We start from the raw sequence: 18,572 nt of genomic DNA, 5'->3' as shown, positions 1-18,572 counted from the left end.
CCCGGCCCACGACCCCGACCCCCGCGCCCGCCCCCCACCCTGCCGGCCGCGCTCCGTCACCGCCCGGACCGAAAGGCCCCCCGTGCCCCCCAAGCCCCTCATGCCCCCGACACCCGCCCGCATCACCGCGGTCGACACCTACGACATCCGGTTCCCCACCTCGCGCGGACTCGACGGCTCCGACGCGATGAACCCGGACCCCGACTACTCGGCCGCCTACCTCGTGCTGCGCACCGACGCCGAGGACGGACCGGAGGGGCACGGCTTCGCGTTCACCATCGGACGCGGCAACGAGGTCCAGGTCGCCGCGATCCACGCGCTGCGCCACCACGTGGTCGGCCGGTCCGTGGAGGAGCTGTGCGCCGACCCGGGCACGCTGTACCGGGATCTGACCGGCGACAGCCAACTGCGCTGGCTCGGCCCCGAGAAGGGCGTGTCGCACATGGCGATCGGCGCCGTGGTCAACGCCGTCTGGGACCTTGCCGCCAAGCGCGCCGGCAAGCCCCTGTGGCGGCTGCTCGCCGAGGCCGAGCCCGAGTGGCTGGTGCACCAGATCGACTTCCGCTATCTGACGGACGCGCTCACCCCCGAGGAGGCGCTGACGCTGCTGCGCCGGGGCAGGGACGGCGCCGGCCGGCGCACGGCCCGCCTGCTGGAGGCCGGCTACCCCGCCTACACCACCTCGCCCGGCTGGCTCGGCTACGACGACGACAAGCTCGCCCGGCTCGCCCGCCAAGCGGTGGCCGACGGCTTCCGGCAGATCAAGCTGAAGGTCGGCGCCGACCTCGCGGACGACGTGCGCCGCTGCCGGGTGGCCCGCGCGGCCGTAGGACCGGACATCCGCCTGGCCCTCGACGCCAACCAGCGCTGGAACGTGGACGAGGCGATCTCCTGGACCAAGGCGCTCGCCGGGTTCGACCCGTACTGGATCGAGGAGCCCACCAGCCCCGACGACATCCTCGGCCACGCGGCGATCCGCCGGGCCGTGGCACCGGTGAAGGTCGCCACCGGCGAACACGCGCACAACCGGGTCATGTTCAAACAACTCCTCCAGGCCGGCGCGCTCGACATCGTGCAGCTCGACGCGGCCCGCGTCGGCGGCGTCAACGAGAACCTCGCCATCCTGCTGCTGGCCGCCAAGTACGGTGTGCCGGTCTGCCCGCACGCCGGCGGGGTCGGCCTGTGCGAACTCGTCCAGCACCTGGCGATGTTCGACTACGCGGCCGTCTCCGGCAGCACCGAGGACCGGGTCGTCGAATACGTCGACCACCTGCACGAGCACTTCACCGACCCGGTGGTGATCCGCGCGGGCCACTACACGGCACCCACCGCGCCCGGCTTCTCCGCGGCCCTGCGCCCGGAAGCCCTCGCGCGCTACACCTTCCCCGGCGGCACCTACTGGTCCGCCGGTCCCGACGGCCGGAAGGGACAGTCGGCATGAACGACTTCACGGGCCTCAAAGCCCTGGTGACCGGGGGCGCGTCCGGCATCGGCCGGGCCACCGCCGGCCTCCTCGCCGAGCGCGGCGCCCAGGTCGCCGTACTCGACCTGGACCCCTCCCAGGTGCCCGAACCGTTGCGCGCATGGCGCGCCGACGTCACCGACGACGCCTCGGTACGCGCCGCCGTACAGGAGGCGGCCGGCGCGCTGGGCGGCCTGGACATCCTGGTCAACAACGCGGGCATCGGCGCGCAGGGTACCGTGGAGGACAACACCGACGCCGAGTGGCGGCACGTCTTCGACGTCAACGTCCTCGGCATGGTCCGCACCGCCCGCGCCTGCCTGCCGCACCTGCGCCGCTCCGCCCACGCCGCGATCGTCAACACCTGCTCCATCGCGGCCACCGCGGGCCTGCCGCAGCGCGCCCTGTACAGCGCGACCAAGGGCGCCGTGTACTCCCTGACCCTCGCCATGGCCGCCGACCACGTCCACGAGGGCATCCGCGTCACCTGCGTCAACCCCGGTACGGCGGACACCCCGTGGATCGGCCGGCTGCTGGACGCGGCCCCCGACCCGGCCGCCGAACGCGCCGCGCTGGAGGCCCGCCAGCCCACCGGACGGCTCGTCTCCGCCGCCGAAGTGGCCGCCGCTATCGCCTACTTGGCCAGTCCCCTGGCCGGTGCCACCACCGGAACCGCGCTCGCCGTCGACGGCGGTATGCAGGGCCTTCGACCACGGCCGGCGGCGCACCGGTGACCGCGCTCGGCCGCACCGAGGTCCAGGTCACCCCGCTCGGCTTCGGCGCCGCCGCCCTCGGCAACCTCTACGCCCCGGTCGGCGACGAGCAGGCGCACGCGGCGGTCCGGGCCGCCTGGGAGCGCGGCATCCGCTACTTCGACACCGCCCCGCACTACGGCCTCGGCCTGTCCGAACGACGCCTGGGCGCGGCCCTGCGCGCCCACGACCGCGCGAGCTACACCCTCTCCACCAAGGTCGGCCGCCGCCTGGAGCCGGCCGACGGCACCGGCGACGACCGCGCCCACGGCTACGCCGTCCCCGCGACCCACCGGCGCGTCTGGGACTTCAGCGCCGACGGCGTCCGCCGCACCCTGGAGGCGAGCCTGGACCGCCTCGGCCTCGACCGGGTCGACGTCGTCTACCTGCACGACCCCGACGACCACGCCGAACAGGCCTTCCGTGAGGGCTACCCGGCCCTGGAACGGCTGCGCGCGGAGGGCGTGGTGGGCGCGATCGGCGCCGGCATGAACCAGACCGCGATGCTCACCCGGTTCGTCCGCGACACCGACGTGGACGTGGTGCTGTGTGCCGGCCGGTACACCCTGCTCGACCAGAGCGCGGCCGAGACGCTGCTGCCCGAGGCGCTGCGGCGCGGGGTGTCGGTGGTCGTCGGCGGAGCCTTCAACTCCGGCCTGCTGGCCGCACCGGCGCCCGGTGCGACGTACGACTACACCCGCGCCCCACGCCGGTTGGTGGACCGCGCCCTGCGGCTGAAGGCGGCGGCCGAGCGGCACGGCACCACCCTGCGCGCCGCCGCCCTGGCCTTCTGCGCCGCGCACCCGGCCGTGGCGAGCGTCCTGGTAGGCGCCCGCTCGGCGGCCGAAGTGCACGACTGTGCCGAGCAGTTCACCACGCCGGTGCCGGACGCCTTCTGGCGGGAGCTGCGTGCCGACGGCCTGTTGGCGGGGGAGGAGCCGCCGTGATCGTTGCCCACGCCCCGGGAGGCGGCTACGCCAGCCGCGTCGGCGGCAGATACTCCCGCACATACGTCCGCTCCCAGCAGGCCCCCGTCTCCCGCAGCTCCCGCCAGCCGGTGTACCGGTAGCGGAACAGCCGGGCCCGGACATAGCGGGGCGGGGTGTCCGCCGGGAACGGGGAGCGGCGCAGCAGCCCGAGGGTGTCCCGGTCGTTCTCCAGCAGGCGTTCCACCAGGCCGCCGAACCACTCACCGGCGTACGCGGGCGACAGCGCGGCGAACCACATCAGCCAGTCCAGGCGCAGATGGTAGGGGGCGAACTGGCGCGGCCAGCGCCGGGGATCACCGGGCTTGCCCTTGAAGTCGTACTCCCGCCACTCCGAGTCCGGGCGCGGCCGCTCGTCCAGCGTGCCCTCGACCACCACCTCGTAGCGGATCCGGCTGACGCTGCCGAACGCGCCGTAGGTGTTCACCAGGTGCAGCGGGTCGAACGAGCGGTTCATCACCTGGCGGCGGGAGATCATGTTCAGCACGGGGCGGTGGCTGAGGAAGACCAGCAGCGCGCCGACCGCGAGCACCAGCACCTCGTACCACAGCGGCGCCGCGGGCACCGACGGTGGTGTCGCCGGCAGCCGCAGCGCGGACACGGCGAGCACGATGGTGATCCAGTTCAGCCAGGAGAAGTTCCCCGAGAGCACCAGCCACAGCTGGGTGACGATCATCAGGGCGGCGGCGGCCGTGGCGACGGGCTGCGGGGTGAACAGCAGGAAGGGCACGACCAGCTGGGTGACGTGGTTGGCGGCCACCTCCACCCGGTGCAGCGGCCTGGGCAGATGGTGGAAGAACCAGCTCAGCGGGCCCGGCATCGGCTGGGTCTCGTGGTGGTAGTCCAGACAGGTCAGCTTCCGCCAGCAGGCGTCGCCGCGCAGCTTGATCAGCCCCGCGCCGAACTCCACCCGGAACAGGATCCAGCGCAGCAGGAACAGCACGACGACCGGCGGCGCCACCTCGTCGTTGCCGAGGAACGCGGCCAGGAAACCGGTCTCCAGCAGCAGCGACTCCCAGCCGAACGCGTACCACGTCTGGCCGACGTTGACGATCGACAGGTACAGCGCCCACGGCACCAGCCACAGCACGATCCCCGCCCACAGCGGCAGCGCCGAGTCCGCCCCGGCCAGCAGCGCCGCCGACACCGCGCAGCCCGCCCAGGCGCACCCCGCGAAGAAGCGGTCGGAGTAGTGCAGCTGGAACAGGCTGGGGGCGCGCCGGAAGGGCACCCGGGCCGTGAAGCGGGGGACGGGCAGCATGCCGCGCTCGCCCAGCAGGGCCCGGAACTGCAGGGCCGCCGTCAGGAACGCGACCAGGTACACGGCGGCCAGAGCCCGCTGGAGGACCAGCCGGCTCAGCCAGTAGTCGGGTGCGGTGAACCAGTCCACGGCTGTGCGCGCCCTTCCGTACGGCCCCGCCGTCGCCACTCCCGGCGCGGCCCTCCCCGAGTTGCCAGCCAAACCTGAGCAATGCCAACAATAGGGCGTAATCACCCATAGTGATGTGGAGTGTGCGGTGCGGATGCCCACCCGAACCATGGTCACGGCCTGTGTGCTCTCGGTGGCGCTGCTCGTCGCCGGCTGCGCGGGGGCCGGCGTGAAGCAGACCCGGGTGGGCGATCTCGTCTTCCTGCAGGGCGCCGGGGAGCGGGGGCCGGGGCCCTTCACCGACTCCGCGGCGACCGGTCCCGCCGCCTCCGAGTCCCCCCGGATCGCCACCACGAGCTCCGCCGGGGAGCTGGCGGCGCCCCTGCGCGCGGCCCGCACCGTGTCCGGGGCGACCCCCGGTCTGTACCGGGGCACCCCGCGCGTCGCCCGCTGCGATGTGGAGCGGCACATCCGCTACCTGGCGGCGGAACCGGCCAGGGCCGACGCCTTCGCCGGTGTCGTCGGGGTCCGGCGGGCCGAGCTGCCCGCCTATCTGCGCGGCCTGACCCCGGTCGTGCTCGGCGCCGACACCCGTGTCACCAACCACGCCTACCAAGGCCGCCGGGCGGACGACTACCAGGCCGTGCTCCAGGCGGGCACCGCCGTCCTCGTGGACGACCGGGGCCTGCCGCGCGTGCGCTGCGCCTGCGGCAACCCGCTCGCACCGCCCGCGCCGACCCGCGGCGGGGCCAGCGCGCGGGGCACACCGTGGCCCGGGTACCGGCCGAACAGGGTGATCGTGGTCAGCCCGGCGCCCCGGGCCGTCACCAGCCTCACCCTCGTCGACGCCGGGCACCGCACCTGGACCGAACGCCGGGTCGGCCACGACGTCCGCCGGGACCGCGTCGTCTCCCCACCCGCCCGGACCACCACCGGCCCGTCCGTCACCACAAGCCCCTCCTCGACCAGCAGCCCCTCCTCGATCACGAACCCTTCCCCGACCACCCGGGCGACCCCGTCCCCGACAGCCCCGACCACCCCGGCGGACAGGGCACCGAGCCGCACGAGCCGCACGGCGCCGTCCTCCCGCGTCCCCGGAGCGCCCGGAACCCCGGTCCTCCCCGCGGCCGGCGGCGCCTGAGCGTGGACCCGTCCCGTCCGCGGCCCGGCCGGCGAGTCGAAGAATCGGCCGGATCCTGGCAAGGTGGCCCCATGGCCGATCGGGGTGCGAGCGCCCTGTCACTCCCCAAGGACCGGCCCGTCCGCCCGGACCCGGTCCTCGCGCTCAACGGCATGGGCAGCTTCGACTGGGACCTGGACGCCGGTCTGTTCCACCTGGACGCCCAGGCCTTCGAGGTGCTCGACCTGCCGCCCGAGGAGTACGACGGGCGCCTGGAGACCCTGAACGCCCTCCGGGTGCCCCCGCCGGAGGCCGCCCGGCTCGACGCGACCGTCGCCCGGGCGATCAAGGACGGCAGCGACCACTACAGCGCGTACTTCCGTATCCGCTGCCGCGACGGCACCATGCGCTGGACGCACACCCGGGGCCGTCTGCGCCGCGACGACTCCGGCCGCCCGCACCGCGTCGTCGGCATCCTCCGCGACGCCACCGAGGAACTCGCCGACAGCACGGCACGCAGCCTCCGGTCCGCCCAGGACGAGGCGTTCCGCCAGCAGACCGGCGTCGTCCAGGTCATCTCCGCCGCGCTCGCCCACGCCCGCAGCGTCCAGGACGTCATCGACGTGCTCAAGGACACCCACGGCGTCCGCCACCTGGGCGCGACCAGCCTGGTGATGGGCCTGGTGGAAGCCGGCCGGATCCGGCTGGTGGCCGAGGGCCCCGCGGGCAGCTTCGTCCCCGGCACCCTGGTCACCCGGATCGACGAGCCGTACCCGATGAGCGAGGTCGTACGCACCCTCAGCCCCCGGTTCATCGAGTCACCGGAGGAGTTCGCCGCGCACTACCCCATCCTGTGGCCGCACCTCACCGGCCTGCGCATCACCTCGGCCGCCTACCTCCCGCTGATCGCCCAGGCCCGCCCGATCGGCGCGATGGGCCTGCTCTACGACGACCGGCGCGGCTTCTCCGCCGAGGAACGCGCCGTGCTCGTCGCGCTCGGCAGCAGCATCGCGCAGAGCCTGATGCGGGCCATGCTCTTCGAGCAGGAGAAAGACCTCGCCCAGGGCCTCCAGCAGGCCATGCTGCCCCGTTCCATCCCCAGCGTGCGCGGCGCCGACGTCGCCGTGCGCTACCGCTCGGCCGCCCTGGGCCGGGACATCGGCGGCGACTGGTACGACCTGATCCCGCTGCCCGGGGACACCCCCTCGGGGGCGGGCCGGGTCGGCGCGGTCATCGGGGACGTCCAGGGCCACGACACGCACGCCGCGGCCGTCATGGGCCAGCTGCGGATCGTGCTGCGCGCCTACGCCACCGAGGGCCACGCCCCGGCCACCGTGATGGCCCGGGCCTCGGTCTTCCTGCACGAACTCGACACCGACCGGTTCGCCACCTGCCTGTACGCCGAGACCGACCTGACCACCGGGGTCGTCCAGATGGTCCGGGCCGGGCACATCGACCCGCTGCTGCGCCAAGGCGACGGCCGCTGCGCCCGCGTCACCGTCGAGGGCGGGCTGCCGCTCGGCCTGTCCGCCGAGTTCGGGCAGCTGGAGTACCCCGTCGCCACCCTGGAGCTGGACCCCGGCAGCACGCTGCTGCTGTGCACCGACGGACTGGTGGAGCTGCCCGGCACCGATCTGGACGACGGCATGTCCGGCCTCGCTCGGCTCGTGTGCGAGGGGCCCGCCGAGGTGGAGGCCCTCGCCGACCGGCTGATCCAGGCGGCCGAGGAGCGCGGCGGCGAGGACGACGTGGCGCTGCTCCTGCTGCGCCGCCGCGCCCCGGGGGCCGCCCGGCCCGGCCGCCGGCTCCGGCAGCACGTGGCGGTCGGCGATCCGGAGGCCCTCGCCCAGGCCCGGCACCTGATCCGCGCCGCGGTCCGGGCCTGGGGCGCCCGCGCACCGGCCGACGAGATCGAGCTGGTGGCCGACGAGCTGATCACCAACGCCCTGCTGCACACCGGGGGCTCCGCGATCGTCACCGTGCGGGTGCTGGAGGGCTCCGAGCGCCGGCTGCGCATCGAGGTCGAGGATTGCTCCAGCGCGCTGCCGCGGCGCCGCGACGCGGGCGAGAGCGGTGTGTTCGGCCGCGGTCTGCTCCTGGTGGAGCGGCTCGCCGACGCCTGGGGCGTCCAGGCGCGGGGCTCCGGCAAGGCCGTGTGGTGCGAGTTCCGGCTGTCGTAGGGACCGCGCCCGGCGGCCGCATGGCGTTGTCGGCGCCGGATGGCACCCTGGACGTATGCCCGAACTGCCCGAGGTGGAAGCGCTGAGGGACTTCCTGACCGAGCACCTGGCCGGCCGCCGGGTGGCGCGGCTGCTGCCGGTCGCCGTCAGCGTGCTGAAGACGTACGACCCTCCGCCCGGCGCCGTCGAGGGCGCCGGGGTGACGGCCGTGCGCCGGCACGGCAAGTTCCTGGACATCGAGACGGACGGCGGACTCCACCTGGTCGTCCATCTGGCCCGGGCGGGCTGGCTCCAGTGGCGGGACCGGCTGCCGGACGGCCCGCCGCGGCCCGGCAAGGGCCCGCTGGCACTGCGCGTGGCGCTGGAGACCGGCGAGGGCTTCGACCTGACCGAGGCCGGCACCCAGAAACGCCTCGCCGTGTACGTCGTGCGTGACCCCGCCGAGGTGCCGGGCATCGCCCGCCTCGGCCCCGACCCGCTCGCCGGGGACTTCACCGAGGACCGCTTCGCCGCCCTGCTCCGGGGCGAACGGCGGCAGCTGAAGGGCGCCCTGCGCGACCAGTCGCTGATCGCGGGCGTCGGCAACGCCTACAGCGACGAGATCCTGCACGCCGCGCGGATGTCCCCGTTCAAGCGCGCGGCCTCCCTCACCCCCGAGGAGACCCACCGGCTCTACGCGGCGCTGCGCGGCACGCTCGGCGAGGCGGTCGAGCGGGCCCGGGGGGTGGCGGCGGGCCGGCTGAAGGCGGAGAAGAAGGGCGGTCTGCGCGTCCACGGCCGCACCGGTGAACCCTGCCCGGTGTGCGGCGACACCATCCGTGAGGTCTCCTTCAGCGACTCCTCGCTCCAGTACTGCCCGACCTGCCAGACGGGCGGCAAGCCGCTGGCCGACCGCAGGCTGTCCCGGCTGCTGAAGTGAGCCCGGCGGCGCGTCCCGTCACCGCGCCCGGACCGTGACCAGTACCTCTCCCCGCGCCGTGCGGACCTCGTAACGGGCGATCCGATCCGGATGGAGCGCCGTGGCCGCCAGCGCGGTGACCGGCCGGCCGCCCGCGCCCGGGGCGGTCCAGCCGGCGACGACCTGTTCGGTGCCGTCCCGGCCGACCGCGACCAGCCGGCACGTGCGCGGCGGCCCGGCACCGTCCCCCACCTCCACGCGCAGCTCGCCGCCCCACTCCGCGTCCGCCGCGGTGACCCGCGCCCACACCCCCGTACGCGGATCGGCGGCCGAGGCGACCCGGGTGAGCCGTGCGTCCGACGGCTCCGGATGCCCGGCGAACGCCACGAGCCCGGGACCGGCCACGGCCAGCACCACCGAGGCGGCCAGCCCGTACCCGAGCCGCCGGCGGCGCACCCGGCGCAGGTGCGCCAGCTCGCCGAGCAGCCGGTCCAGCAGCCGGGAACCGGGCCGGGCCAAGGGGGGCACGAACGGCGGAGTGGCCCGGCGGTACAGCATCAGCTGCCGGGTGGTGGGCCCGAAACCGCTCACGTGGGCCGCGCACCGGGGGCACTCCATGAGGTGGTCCTCGAAGCGGAAGGCCTCCGCCTCGTCCAGCACGCCGAGCGCGTACGCGCCGGCGTCGCGGTGCCGTTCCAGGGACCTCATGCAAAATCCTCGTGCCGGTGGGTGCGGGCGGGGTTGCTCCGTGCCCCCACCCGTACGCGGCGGACCGCCGGATCGCTCAAGGGACACACAATCGTGACCGGGGCAGGCGGAGCGGCCCGGAGCCCGACGGGGCCGGCGGCGGGTTCAGAAGAGGTGGATGGCGAGGTGCCCCAGCGGCAGCCCCAGCCGCCAGGCCGGGGTCCACACCTTCGGCCCGTCGTCCTCCCCGACCACCGGCCCGCCGCCCGGCACCGCGTCCAGGTCCGGTGCGAGCAGCTCGGTCTCCTCCAGCCAGCGCCAGGCGTCGGCGGCCAGCGCCAGATCCGGGCAGGGAGCGCCGGAGCCGGCCGCCCGCTCGGTCCGCTCGGCCATGCGCGCCCGCACCCAGTCCCGCCACGGCTGGTCGTAGGCGGTCAGCGCCAGCCAGTTCTCCAGCTGGGAGATCACCCGGATGCCGGACAGTTCGCCGTCGGTGTCGGACAGGAAGACGGTCAGCGCCAGCGCGTCCCGGCCGGCCCGGAACTCGAAGGACGTCGGCGGCATCAGATCGCCGGTGCGCAACAGCTCGTCGGCGATGTACTCGGCGTACAACCAGGCCATCGGGACGGCCAGTTCACCGCCGCCGGTGCCGTCGGTGCTCTCGTGACCTCTGTGCGGCATCCCTTCCTGCCCTTCCTCCGGTGCGTGCGCGTCGCCCGACCCTCCGGGCCCGGACCCCCGTCCGGAACGCGGATGAGGACAGCCCATGCCCGAACGGGGGCCGCGGCAAGGCGCTTTACCGAGGTTTGACCAGCCTTCCGGTTTCACCGCAGGTCGGCCGCGTAACCCGGGAGGACCCGGCGCAGGGCGCGCAGCGCGTAGTACGCGCGGGACTTCACGGTACCCGGTGGTACTCCCAGGGTCTCGGCCGCTTCCGCCACACTGGCCCCACGGAAATACACGAGTACGAGCACGTCACGGTGGGCGGGAGTGAGTGTCTTCACAGCCTCCCGGACATCGAGCATCGCCGCGGCCCGCTCGGCGTGATCGGCGGTCACCCGCGCGTTCTCGGGGATCTCGTCGCCGGTCTCGGGCGGCCGGGCCCGCCGCGCCCGGCGGGCGTCGATCGCCAGGCGCCGGGCCACGGTCAGCAGCCAGGGCCGTACCGAGTCGAAGCCGTCGGCGTGCAGCGCCTCGGGATGCTGCCAGGCGCGCACCAGGGTCTCCTGGACGAGGTCCTCGGCGCGCTGGCGGTCTCCGTCGCACAGCCTGAGCAGCAGGGCGAACAGCGGACCGCCGTGCTCGCGCTGGAGCGCGGCCAGCTCGTGCTCGGCGGTCGTCGTCCCGTGGGTGAGTGAGGTTCCGGCCGTCATGGCCGTATGGCAGCGCAGGCCGCGCCCGGCGGACAGGGGGCGGCCGGGGTCGTGCGACGGACGGTCGATCGCGTCGGTGAACGGTCGTCCGGCGGCGCCCCGGGACACCGGACGGGCTAACGACGCCACCGGGCTGTTTATCCGACGCATCAGCTTCATACCCATATGCCCGTCACGGCTTCGTCTGTCCATACGACGACTCTGGGGTGAGTTGATGATCGGACGCACCAAGCAGGTGGCGCTGGTCCTGACCGCCGTTCTCGCGGCCGGGGCGGCCTGCCGGAACCAGTACCGGGAGCCCGGCACACCGGGACACGCGGCACCCCCGGCGCCCGCCACGGCCGGCCCCTTCACCCTCGTGGCCTCCGGGGACATCCTGCCGCACGCCACCGTCGTCGAACGGGCCGCCTACGACGCCGGCGGCGACGGCCACGACTTCCGCCCCATGCTCTCCGCCGTCCAACCGGTCGTCTCCGGCGCCGACCTGGCACTGTGTCACCTCGCCACCGGCTACGGCCCCGGGGGCGCCCTTGCCGGCGGGCCCCCGCTCACCGCCCCGCCGCAGCTCGCCGAGGACCTCGCCGCCACCGGCTACGACGGCTGCTCCACCGCCTCCGCCCACGCCCTGGACGACGGCGCCACCGGCGTCGGGCACACCCTGGACGCCATGGACCGGGCCGGACTGCGGCACACCGGGACCGCCCGCAGCGAGACCGAGGCCCGCTCGGTCGTGCTCCACCGGGCCGGCGGCGCCCGCGTCGCCCACCTGTCGTACACCTCCGCCACCGGCACCCCGCCGCCGGACGACCGGCCCTGGGCGGTCAACCTGATCGACGCCGACCGGATCATCGCCGACGCCCGCGCCGCCCGGCGGGGCGGCGCCGACGTGGTCGTGGTCTCCCTGGACTGGGGCACCGAGGGCCAGGACGCACCCGACCGGCTCCAGCTCACCCTCGCCGGCCGCCTCACCGCCTCGGCCACGGACGGCCGCCCGGACATCGACCTGATCCTCGGCACCTCCGCCCACGTCCCCCAGGCGTACGAGAAGGTCAACGGGACCTGGGTGGTCTACGGACTGGGCGACCAGGTCGCCGGGCCGCTCACCGACCAGCGAGGCGCCCGGGACCCGCGGGGCAACGAGTCCACGCTCGGCCGCTTCACCTTCGCCCCGCCCGACCGGCCGGGCGGACCCTGGCGGGTGGTGCGGGCCGAGTTCGTCCCCCAGTGGTACGACCTCGACGCCGGCCGGGTGGTCGATCTGGGCCGGGCCATCGCCCAGGGCGCCGAGCTGGAGGGGGTCCGCGACCGGATCCGGGACGTGGTCCTCAGCCGCGGGGCGGACCAGGACGGCCTGGTCATGGCCGGGTGATCAGTCGCCGGCAGCCCTGGTGGCCAGCACCGAACGCCGGTAGGAGTAGCCGAAGTAGATGACACAGCCGATCGCGAACCAGATCGCGAACCGCAGCCAGGTCTGCCATTGCAGGAACGTGATCAGCCAGACGGAGAAGAGCACTCCCAGCGCGGGCACGACCGGCATCCCCGGTGTGCGGAAGGTGCGCGGCAGCTCCGGCTGCCGGTAGCGCAGCACGATCACCGCCGCGCACACCACCACGAACGCCAGCAGGATGCCGATGTTGGTCAGTTCGGCCGCCTCGGCGATCGGGACGAAGCCGGCGATGGCCGCGGACGCCACCCCGACGATCCAGGTCACCCGGGTCGGCACGTGCCGCGTCGGGTGGGTCTTGGCGAACCACGTGGGCAGCAGGCCGTCCCGGGACATCGAGTACCACACCCGGGTGACTCCCAGCATGAACGTGAACATCACGGTGAGGATGCCGATGATCGCCCCGACCGCGATCACGTCCGCCAGCGCGCCGAGGCCCACCGACTTGAACGCCGTGGAGAAGCCGCTCTCCTTGTCGATCTCCTTGTAGTTCTGCATGCCCGTCAGCACCAGACAGGCCGCCACGTACAGCACCATCGAGATGACCAGCGAGTAGATGATCGCCTTCGGCATGTGCCGCTGGGCGTCCTTGGACTCCTCGGCCGCCGTCGACATCGCGTCGTAGCCGAACACCGCGAAGAACACCGTGGCCGCGCCCGTGAACGCCCCGCCGATCCCGTACGGGAAGAACGGGTGGTAGTTCCCGGTGTCGATGTGGAACACGCCCACCCCGATCACCAGCAGCACCACCAGCACCTTCAGGGCGACCACGAACGTCTCGAACCGGGCCGCGCTGCGGATGCCCAGGTTCAGCAGCCAGGCGATGAGCAGACACAGCACGGCGGCGAACAGGTCGACCCGGTGCCCGCCGCCGGTGCCGGGCGCGCCCAGCATCCACGGCGGCAGATGGGCGCCCATCTCCTGGACCAGGAAGCCGAAGTAGCCGGAGATCCCGATGGCCACCACGGACACGATCGCCGTGTACTCCAGCAGCAGGTCCCAGCCGATGAACCAGCCCGCGAACTCGCCGAGCACCGCGTACCCGTAGGTGTAGGCCGACCCCGCCTTCGGGATCATCCCGGCGAACTCGGCGTACGACAGCGCCGCGCAGGCGCTCGCCACACCGGCGATGAGGAAGGACACCAGCACCGCGGGCCCGGCCGTGCCGTTGGCCACCGTGCCGGCCAGCGTGAACACGCCCGCGCCGATGATCCCGCCCACCCCGATCGCGGTGAGCTGCCACAGCCCCAGCGACCTCTCCAGGCGGGTGCCCTCGCCGACCTCCGTCTCCTCGATGTGCTCGATGGGTTTGCGGCGGAGAATCCCCTGGCCCGCGCGGAGCCTGCCCATGCGTCTCACCCCTTCGCCGACGGCAACGGCTGACGGCGGATCATGATGTCTCAGCACCGCCGCCCAGGGAAGACGCCACGCACGGCCCGGGGCGCCGTCCGGGTGCCGGCCCGGTGCGGGCCCGCGCGCCGGCCGGGTTGGCCCCGCACGCCCCCGCCGCCACCGGTTGGAGCGCCGCCGGGGGCCTACGGCACGACCGTCACCGGCCAGCGGCCCGCCTTCACCAGGCGGACCGCCACCGAACCGATGATCCGGTGGCCGGCCTGCTCCGAGGCGCCCACCACCACCGCGTCCGCCTTCAGTTCGTCCGCCGCCTTCACCAGCCCGCCGTAGGGGTCGCCGCGGAAGGTGTGGAACTCCCAGCGCACCTCGAATATCCCCTTGACCCGCTCGGCCGCCTCCCGGATCTGCGTGATCAGGTCCTCGGCGATCTCGTCGGTCGTGTCGGCCACCGGCGCCCCGAGCGCCGCGCCCGCCGCGAGGACCGGCTGCACGTACACCACGGCCAGCAGCGCGTGCTGCCGCCGGGCCAGACCTGAGGCGTACGCGGCGGCGCGCAACGAGGAGTCCGAGCCGTCCACGCCGACGACGATGACCTTCGGGCCGTCCGTACCCCGCTCGAACGTGTACGCGGGCTGTTCGTGCTGTTCCGTCACGCCCCGAGGCTAGCGGAATCCGCAGTTCCCCCGCAGGGCCGGGGCCCGCCGCCGTGGAGGCGTGGGCGGGAGGTTGCTGCGGAAGCGTCCGTCCGCTCCGCTGTCCGGGTGCATTACCGCGCCGCACCGACGGCGTTGCGGTGCGGCGGAGTCCGGCCGGGCGACTGATGGGTCATGCAGAAGGATCAGTTGTTCACGCGGCGCCGGATGCTCCTCGCCGGTGTCGCCGCGCTCGGTTCGGCGGGCACCGCGGGAGCCGTCCTGGCGAGCGACGGCGAGGAGACCGTCCGGGCCGCCGTGGCCCCCGCCCCCGCCCCCGCACCCGGCCCCCAGGCCCGTCCGGCCCTGGGACCCTCCGCCTTCCGGCTCCAGCCGCTCACCGGATACGGGCCACCGCGCACCCCGCCCCGCAAGCTCAAGGTGCGCGACGAACCCATCCTGCGGATCTCCGGAAGCGGCCGGCGCATGGTGCTGACCTTCGACGACGGCCCCCACCCGGACTACACCCCGCACATCCTCGACACCCTCGCCCGGCACCGGGTCCGGGCGATGTTCTTCGTCTGCGGGGAGTGCGTCGTGGAGCACCGGGAACTGCTGGCCCGGATGGCCGAGGAGGGCCATGTGGTCGGCAACCACACCTGGACCCACCCGCTGCTGACGAGCCTCGGCCGCAAGGAGATCCGCTCCGAGATGGAGCGCACCAGCGACATCATCGAGGACACCTACGGCGACCGCCCCCAGTGGTTCCGCGCGCCCTACGGCGCCTGGAACCGGGCCGCCTTCCAGCTCGGCGCCGAGCTGGGCATGGAGCCCATGGCCTGGACCGTGGACACCACCGACTGGATGGAGCCCGGCACCGACACCATCGTCGACCAGGTGGAGAGCGGCGCCGCCCCCGGCGTCGTGGTGCTCTCGCACGACGCCGGGGGCGACCGTTCGCAGACCGTCCGCGCGATCCGCGAATGGCTGCCCTATCTGCTCGACTCCGGCTACCACCTCACCGTGCCACGCCGGCGGGTGTGAGGCGGCCCCGGTTCACACGACCGCGGCCAGGCGGGCGAAGACGACGACGTTGCCCTCGTAGCCGTTCTGCTTCGAGAAACCGCCCCCGCAGGTGATGACCCGCAGTTCCGGGGTGCCCTTGGAGCCGTAGACCCGGTCGCCGGGGAAGTCGTTCTTCGCGAAGACCTCCACGCCGTAGACCTCGAACACGGCGGTCTTCCCGTCCTGGCGCGAGACCTCGACCTGGTTGCCCTTGCGCAGCGCCCCGAGGCCGTAGAACACGGCGGGGCCCTGCTTGTTGTCGACATGGCCGACGATGACCGCGGTGCCCTTCTCCCCGGGGGACACCGCGCCGGTGAACCAGCCGGCCTGGCCGGGGTTCTCCGGCGGCGGCGCGGCGACCCAGCCGTCCGGGTCCAGCCCCACCTGCACGACGGGCGCGTCCACCCGGATCGCCGGGATCCGCACCCGTCGTACGGGGGAGAACGGCAGCGCGGCGGGCGCGGGCGCGAGGGTGCCGAGGGTGGCGTGGGCGTCCGGGGCCGCCGCCGAGGCGGGCTGCGGCGGCCCGACGTCGAACTCCCCGGAGCCGTTGCGGATGAGGGCCAGCCCGGTCAGCAGCACCAGCGCTATCACGCCCCACGGGGCGCGCCTCTTCCGCCGCTCCTCCTCTTCGGCAAGCAAGGCCAGCTTGGACGCAGACATTCGCCATCCCCTCTCGACGCGGTCGCGCCACGTCCATCGCGCATGGGAAAACGCTAAGTCCCGCGCGGGCGGCGGGCGACGGGGCGATCGGCGAACGGGTGGCCGGCCGCACGCCCGGTGAGCCATCCGAGTTGCCGTTCCCAGGAATTTTCTGACGGTCCGTGACCTGCGGCAATATCCGATTGTGTGGTGATACGCCGGTGTGTCGGCTCACCAGGACGGACCATTCTCGACATGCGGGCGTGTTCCGCGCGCCCGAGGGTCGTCCCGGGAGGTGCTTCTCGCCGATCCACCGGGGACGGGCCCCGGTGCCCTCCCGCGGAGGATCACATGCGCAACCAACGTGCCCTGGCGGCGGCGTGCACCACGGTCGCCGTCCTCGGGCTCGCCGTCCCCGTGGCCGTCGCGGACGGCATGGGCAACGGGGGCGGGCCGAGCGGCACCGACACCACGGTCATCGTCCCCGGCACCGGCAACATCGGCACCTTCAGCGGTAACGGCGTCTTCCCCGGAAACGGCAACGTCAATGGCAATGGCAACGGCAATGGCAACGGCCACTTCAACGGGAACGGGAACGGGAACTTCAACGGCAACGGCAACGGCAACGGGAACTTCAACGGCAACGGGAACGGAAACGGCCGCGGCGGCGAGGGCAACGGGCGTGGGGGCGAGGGCAACGGCCGTGGCGGTGAGGGCAACGGGCGCGGCGGTGAGGGCAACGGCCGCGGCGGTGAGGGCAACGGCCGCGGGGGAGAGGGGAACGGGCGTGGCGGGGAAGGCGGGGGCAACGGCCGCGGGGGCGAAGGCTTCGGCGACCGGGGAGGCGACTTCGGGCACGGGAACGGCGGCGAGGGCCGTGACGACGGCTTCGGCAACGCGCACGACATCTTCGTCACGCCCGACGTGCTCCCGGCCGGGGGACGCCTCACCATCATCGTGAACGGCTGCCGGGGCGGCACCGCGAGCTCCGACGCCTTCGGCACCATCCGGCTGGAATCGTTCCGCGACGACACCGCGCGGGGCGTCGCCTTCGTCGACCGCGACGCCCGCCGCGGCCGGTACAGCGTCACCGTCCGCTGCGACGGCCGCACCCTGACCCGCAGGGACGCCTTCACCGTGCTCGGCGGTGTCAACGGCGGCCTCGGCGGCAGCCGGACCAGCGGTGCCACGCCCACCGACATGGCCATCGGCGGTGGTCTGGTGGCCACGGCCCTGGTCGGCGGGGGCGCCTTCTGGCTGCGCCGCCGGCACGCGAAAGGGGCCTGAGCCCACGGTGCGCCACGCAGGTCACCGGGCCGGCGCGACCGTCCTGGCGCCGGTTGCCCCCATGACGACAGGCCTCCGCCCCCGCTTCCCCGCGCGACGCGGAAGCGGGGGCGGAGGCCTGTCGCGGCCGGAAGTCAGCCGCCGGCGCCCGGGAACATGGTGAGGAACGGCTCCGCGGTCACCGCGATGCCCCGGCTGTACGGCGCGTCGAAGTCCCAGATGAGGAACAGCATGAAGGCGATGGTCGCGGAGAACAGCCCGGCCAGGGCCAACTCCCGTCCGGTACGCCGGATCTGCAGCGCGAACACCATGCCGATGGTGATCAGCCCGCCGGTGATCAGGCCCCACCACACGACCGGCGGCATGGTGGGTCCGGTGGAGTCGGCGCGCGCGTTGCGTGCCTGGTCGGCGGCGGCCATCTGGTCCAGCAGCGGCTGGTAGGCCTGCGCCTCGAAGTCGTTGCCCGGCCGGTAGTCGGTGACATCCGCCCGGACCCGGCCCAGCAGCCGCGTGCCGCGCTCGGTGACCTGCTGCTCGTCCGCCATCCGCCGCCACTCGGTGTGGACGACGTACCCGACGTAGGCGTCCACGTCCGCGCGGACCCGGTCCCGGACCTCCGGCGGATACACCCGTACCCGCTCCGAGATCTCGTGCAGCGCCTGCGCCTCCGCCTGCACATGGTCCTGCGCGGCGCTGCGGGCCTCCCACACGCCCGCGATGGCCAGGCCCAGCACGATGGCGTAGATGACACCGATCCACATCGTCATGTACTCGATCACATCGGGGGTCTCGCTGGGGTCCTCGTCCTCGGAGGCCGTCCGCTGCCGCACCAGTGTGATGACGACCACCACGGCACAGGCGCCCGCCATCGCAAGGACGAGAACAAGCCAATCCGACAACTGGTGCCTCCAGGAGTGAGGGGCCGGCGCGTCAGCGCGGGCGCAGGGCGGCGACGGCCACGATCGCCGGGATGGTGATGAGCAGGACGTAGGTGACGGGAGTGGTGTGCCGGCGTGCCGGACGGTGGACGGCGTGCGGGTGGTACACCGGGTAACTCACGGGTGTCGCGGAGGGCCGCGGGGTGGGCGTGGGCGTGGGCTTGGGCTTCGGCGGGGGTTCGGGGGGCGGTGCGGGCGCCGGGGCGCTGATGACGGGGGTGGGCGTGGGCCGGGGTGCCGGGGGCGCCGGGGCGGGCCGGGCGGGCGGCCGCGGTGTGGGTGTCGGAGTGGGTCTGGGGGTGGGCGTCGGCTCGGGTGGCGGCGGGGTCGGTGTCGGCTCCGGGGTCGGCGTGGGCTTCGGCGGGGGAGTGGGGGTGCTGTCTC

General features: G+C 74.0%; 18 protein-coding genes. 9 read left to right on the top strand and 9 right to left on the bottom strand.

Annotation, left to right across the window (positions count from 1 at the left end):
* The first annotated feature begins 100 nt into the window (after positions 1-100).
* From IH25_RS0119330 to IH25_RS0119320, 3 genes are read left to right on the top strand one after another with little or no spacing between them, the layout of a single operon-like run.
* Entirely contained in the window at positions 101-1,441 is a 1,341-nt protein-coding gene (locus tag IH25_RS0119330) for an L-fuconate dehydratase (protein WP_030611615.1), read from the top strand.
* On the top strand, positions 1,438-2,196 hold the full coding sequence (locus tag IH25_RS0119325) for an SDR family NAD(P)-dependent oxidoreductase (RefSeq protein ID WP_030611613.1): 759 nt from the start codon (positions 1,438-1,440) through the stop codon (positions 2,194-2,196). Before IH25_RS0119330 ends, IH25_RS0119325 begins: the two co-directional genes overlap by 4 nt.
* On the top strand, positions 2,193-3,161 hold the full coding sequence (locus IH25_RS0119320; protein WP_030611610.1) for an aldo/keto reductase: 969 nt from the start codon (positions 2,193-2,195) through the stop codon (positions 3,159-3,161). Before IH25_RS0119325 ends, IH25_RS0119320 begins: the two co-directional genes overlap by 4 nt.
* Before the next feature lie 25 nt (positions 3,162-3,186).
* Here the strand turns inward: IH25_RS0119320 and IH25_RS0119315 are convergent, their stop codons facing one another.
* The gene (locus IH25_RS0119315) at positions 3,187-4,590 is read right to left on the bottom strand and encodes a lipase maturation factor family protein (protein WP_030611607.1); all 1,404 of its coding nucleotides are present in this window, start codon (positions 4,588-4,590) and stop codon (positions 3,187-3,189) included.
* Between the two features lie 133 nt (positions 4,591-4,723).
* Here IH25_RS0119315 and IH25_RS0119310 point away from each other — a divergent pair, with 133 nt between their 5' ends.
* From IH25_RS0119310 to IH25_RS0119300, 3 genes are all read left to right on the top strand, one after another.
* Positions 4,724-5,710, top strand: coding sequence for a DUF6777 domain-containing protein (locus IH25_RS0119310; protein ID WP_157846990.1), 987 nt, complete (start codon positions 4,724-4,726; stop codon positions 5,708-5,710).
* A 71-nt stretch (positions 5,711-5,781) separates the two neighbouring features.
* Positions 5,782-7,869 carry a SpoIIE family protein phosphatase gene (locus tag IH25_RS0119305; RefSeq protein ID WP_030611601.1) on the top strand — a complete coding sequence of 696 codons (2,088 nt, stop codon included), beginning with the start codon at positions 5,782-5,784 and terminating at the stop codon, positions 7,867-7,869.
* 55 nt (positions 7,870-7,924) lie between these two features.
* Complete coding sequence (locus IH25_RS0119300) at positions 7,925-8,788, top strand: Fpg/Nei family DNA glycosylase (RefSeq protein WP_030611598.1); 864 nt, start codon at positions 7,925-7,927, stop codon at positions 8,786-8,788.
* A gap of 18 nt (positions 8,789-8,806) precedes the next feature.
* Here IH25_RS0119300 and IH25_RS0119295 read toward each other — a convergent pair whose 3' ends face one another.
* From IH25_RS0119295 to IH25_RS0119285, 3 genes are all read right to left on the bottom strand, one after another.
* Entirely contained in the window at positions 8,807-9,475 is a 669-nt protein-coding gene (locus IH25_RS0119295) for a zf-HC2 domain-containing protein (protein WP_030611595.1), read from the bottom strand.
* A gap of 144 nt (positions 9,476-9,619) precedes the next feature.
* Positions 9,620-10,135: a hypothetical protein gene (locus tag IH25_RS0119290; protein WP_030611592.1), complete on the bottom strand. Its 516-nt coding sequence runs from the start codon at positions 10,133-10,135 to the stop codon at positions 9,620-9,622.
* Between the two features lie 143 nt (positions 10,136-10,278).
* Positions 10,279-10,827, bottom strand: a complete 549-nt coding sequence (locus IH25_RS0119285; RefSeq protein ID WP_030611590.1) for a sigma-70 family RNA polymerase sigma factor — start codon at positions 10,825-10,827, stop codon at positions 10,279-10,281.
* A 214-nt stretch (positions 10,828-11,041) separates the two neighbouring features.
* Between IH25_RS0119285 and IH25_RS0119280 the strand changes: the two genes are divergently transcribed.
* Complete coding sequence (locus IH25_RS0119280) at positions 11,042-12,196, top strand: CapA family protein (RefSeq protein WP_030611587.1); 1,155 nt, start codon at positions 11,042-11,044, stop codon at positions 12,194-12,196.
* On the opposite strand, the gene IH25_RS0119275 is transcribed toward IH25_RS0119280, so the two are convergent.
* Complete coding sequence (locus IH25_RS0119275) at positions 12,197-13,621, bottom strand: amino acid permease (protein WP_030611584.1); 1,425 nt, start codon at positions 13,619-13,621, stop codon at positions 12,197-12,199. It lies immediately after the preceding gene.
* A 185-nt stretch (positions 13,622-13,806) separates the two neighbouring features.
* Positions 13,807-14,277, bottom strand: a complete 471-nt coding sequence (locus IH25_RS0119270; RefSeq protein WP_030611581.1) for a universal stress protein — start codon at positions 14,275-14,277, stop codon at positions 13,807-13,809.
* Positions 14,278-14,451: 174 nt separating this feature from the next.
* Here IH25_RS0119270 and IH25_RS0119265 point away from each other — a divergent pair, with 174 nt between their 5' ends.
* The gene (locus tag IH25_RS0119265; RefSeq protein ID WP_030611579.1) at positions 14,452-15,300 is read left to right on the top strand and encodes a polysaccharide deacetylase family protein; all 849 of its coding nucleotides are present in this window, start codon (positions 14,452-14,454) and stop codon (positions 15,298-15,300) included.
* A gap of 12 nt (positions 15,301-15,312) precedes the next feature.
* Here IH25_RS0119265 and IH25_RS0119260 read toward each other — a convergent pair whose 3' ends face one another.
* Entirely contained in the window at positions 15,313-15,984 is a 672-nt protein-coding gene (locus tag IH25_RS0119260; RefSeq protein WP_030611577.1) for a class F sortase, read from the bottom strand.
* Between the two features lie 330 nt (positions 15,985-16,314).
* Here IH25_RS0119260 and IH25_RS42980 point away from each other — a divergent pair, with 330 nt between their 5' ends.
* The gene (locus IH25_RS42980; RefSeq protein ID WP_030611574.1) at positions 16,315-17,250 is read left to right on the top strand and encodes a hypothetical protein; all 936 of its coding nucleotides are present in this window, start codon (positions 16,315-16,317) and stop codon (positions 17,248-17,250) included.
* Between the two features lie 134 nt (positions 17,251-17,384).
* Here IH25_RS42980 and IH25_RS0119250 read toward each other — a convergent pair whose 3' ends face one another.
* Both IH25_RS0119250 and IH25_RS42830 read right to left on the bottom strand, forming a co-directional pair.
* Positions 17,385-18,149: a bestrophin-like domain gene (locus IH25_RS0119250; protein WP_078844320.1), complete on the bottom strand. Its 765-nt coding sequence runs from the start codon at positions 18,147-18,149 to the stop codon at positions 17,385-17,387.
* A 31-nt stretch (positions 18,150-18,180) separates the two neighbouring features.
* Positions 18,181-18,309: a hypothetical protein gene (locus IH25_RS42830; protein WP_280842507.1), complete on the bottom strand. Its 129-nt coding sequence runs from the start codon at positions 18,307-18,309 to the stop codon at positions 18,181-18,183.
* Between the last annotated feature and the right edge of the window lie 263 nt (positions 18,310-18,572).

It is taken from the genome of Streptomyces achromogenes subsp. achromogenes (genome assembly GCF_000720835.1).
Taxonomy (GTDB): Bacteria; Actinomycetota; Actinomycetes; order Streptomycetales; family Streptomycetaceae; genus Streptomyces; species Streptomyces achromogenes.
Note: the sequence above shows the minus strand (reverse complement) of the source record. Positions and strands in the feature narration are given on the sequence as shown.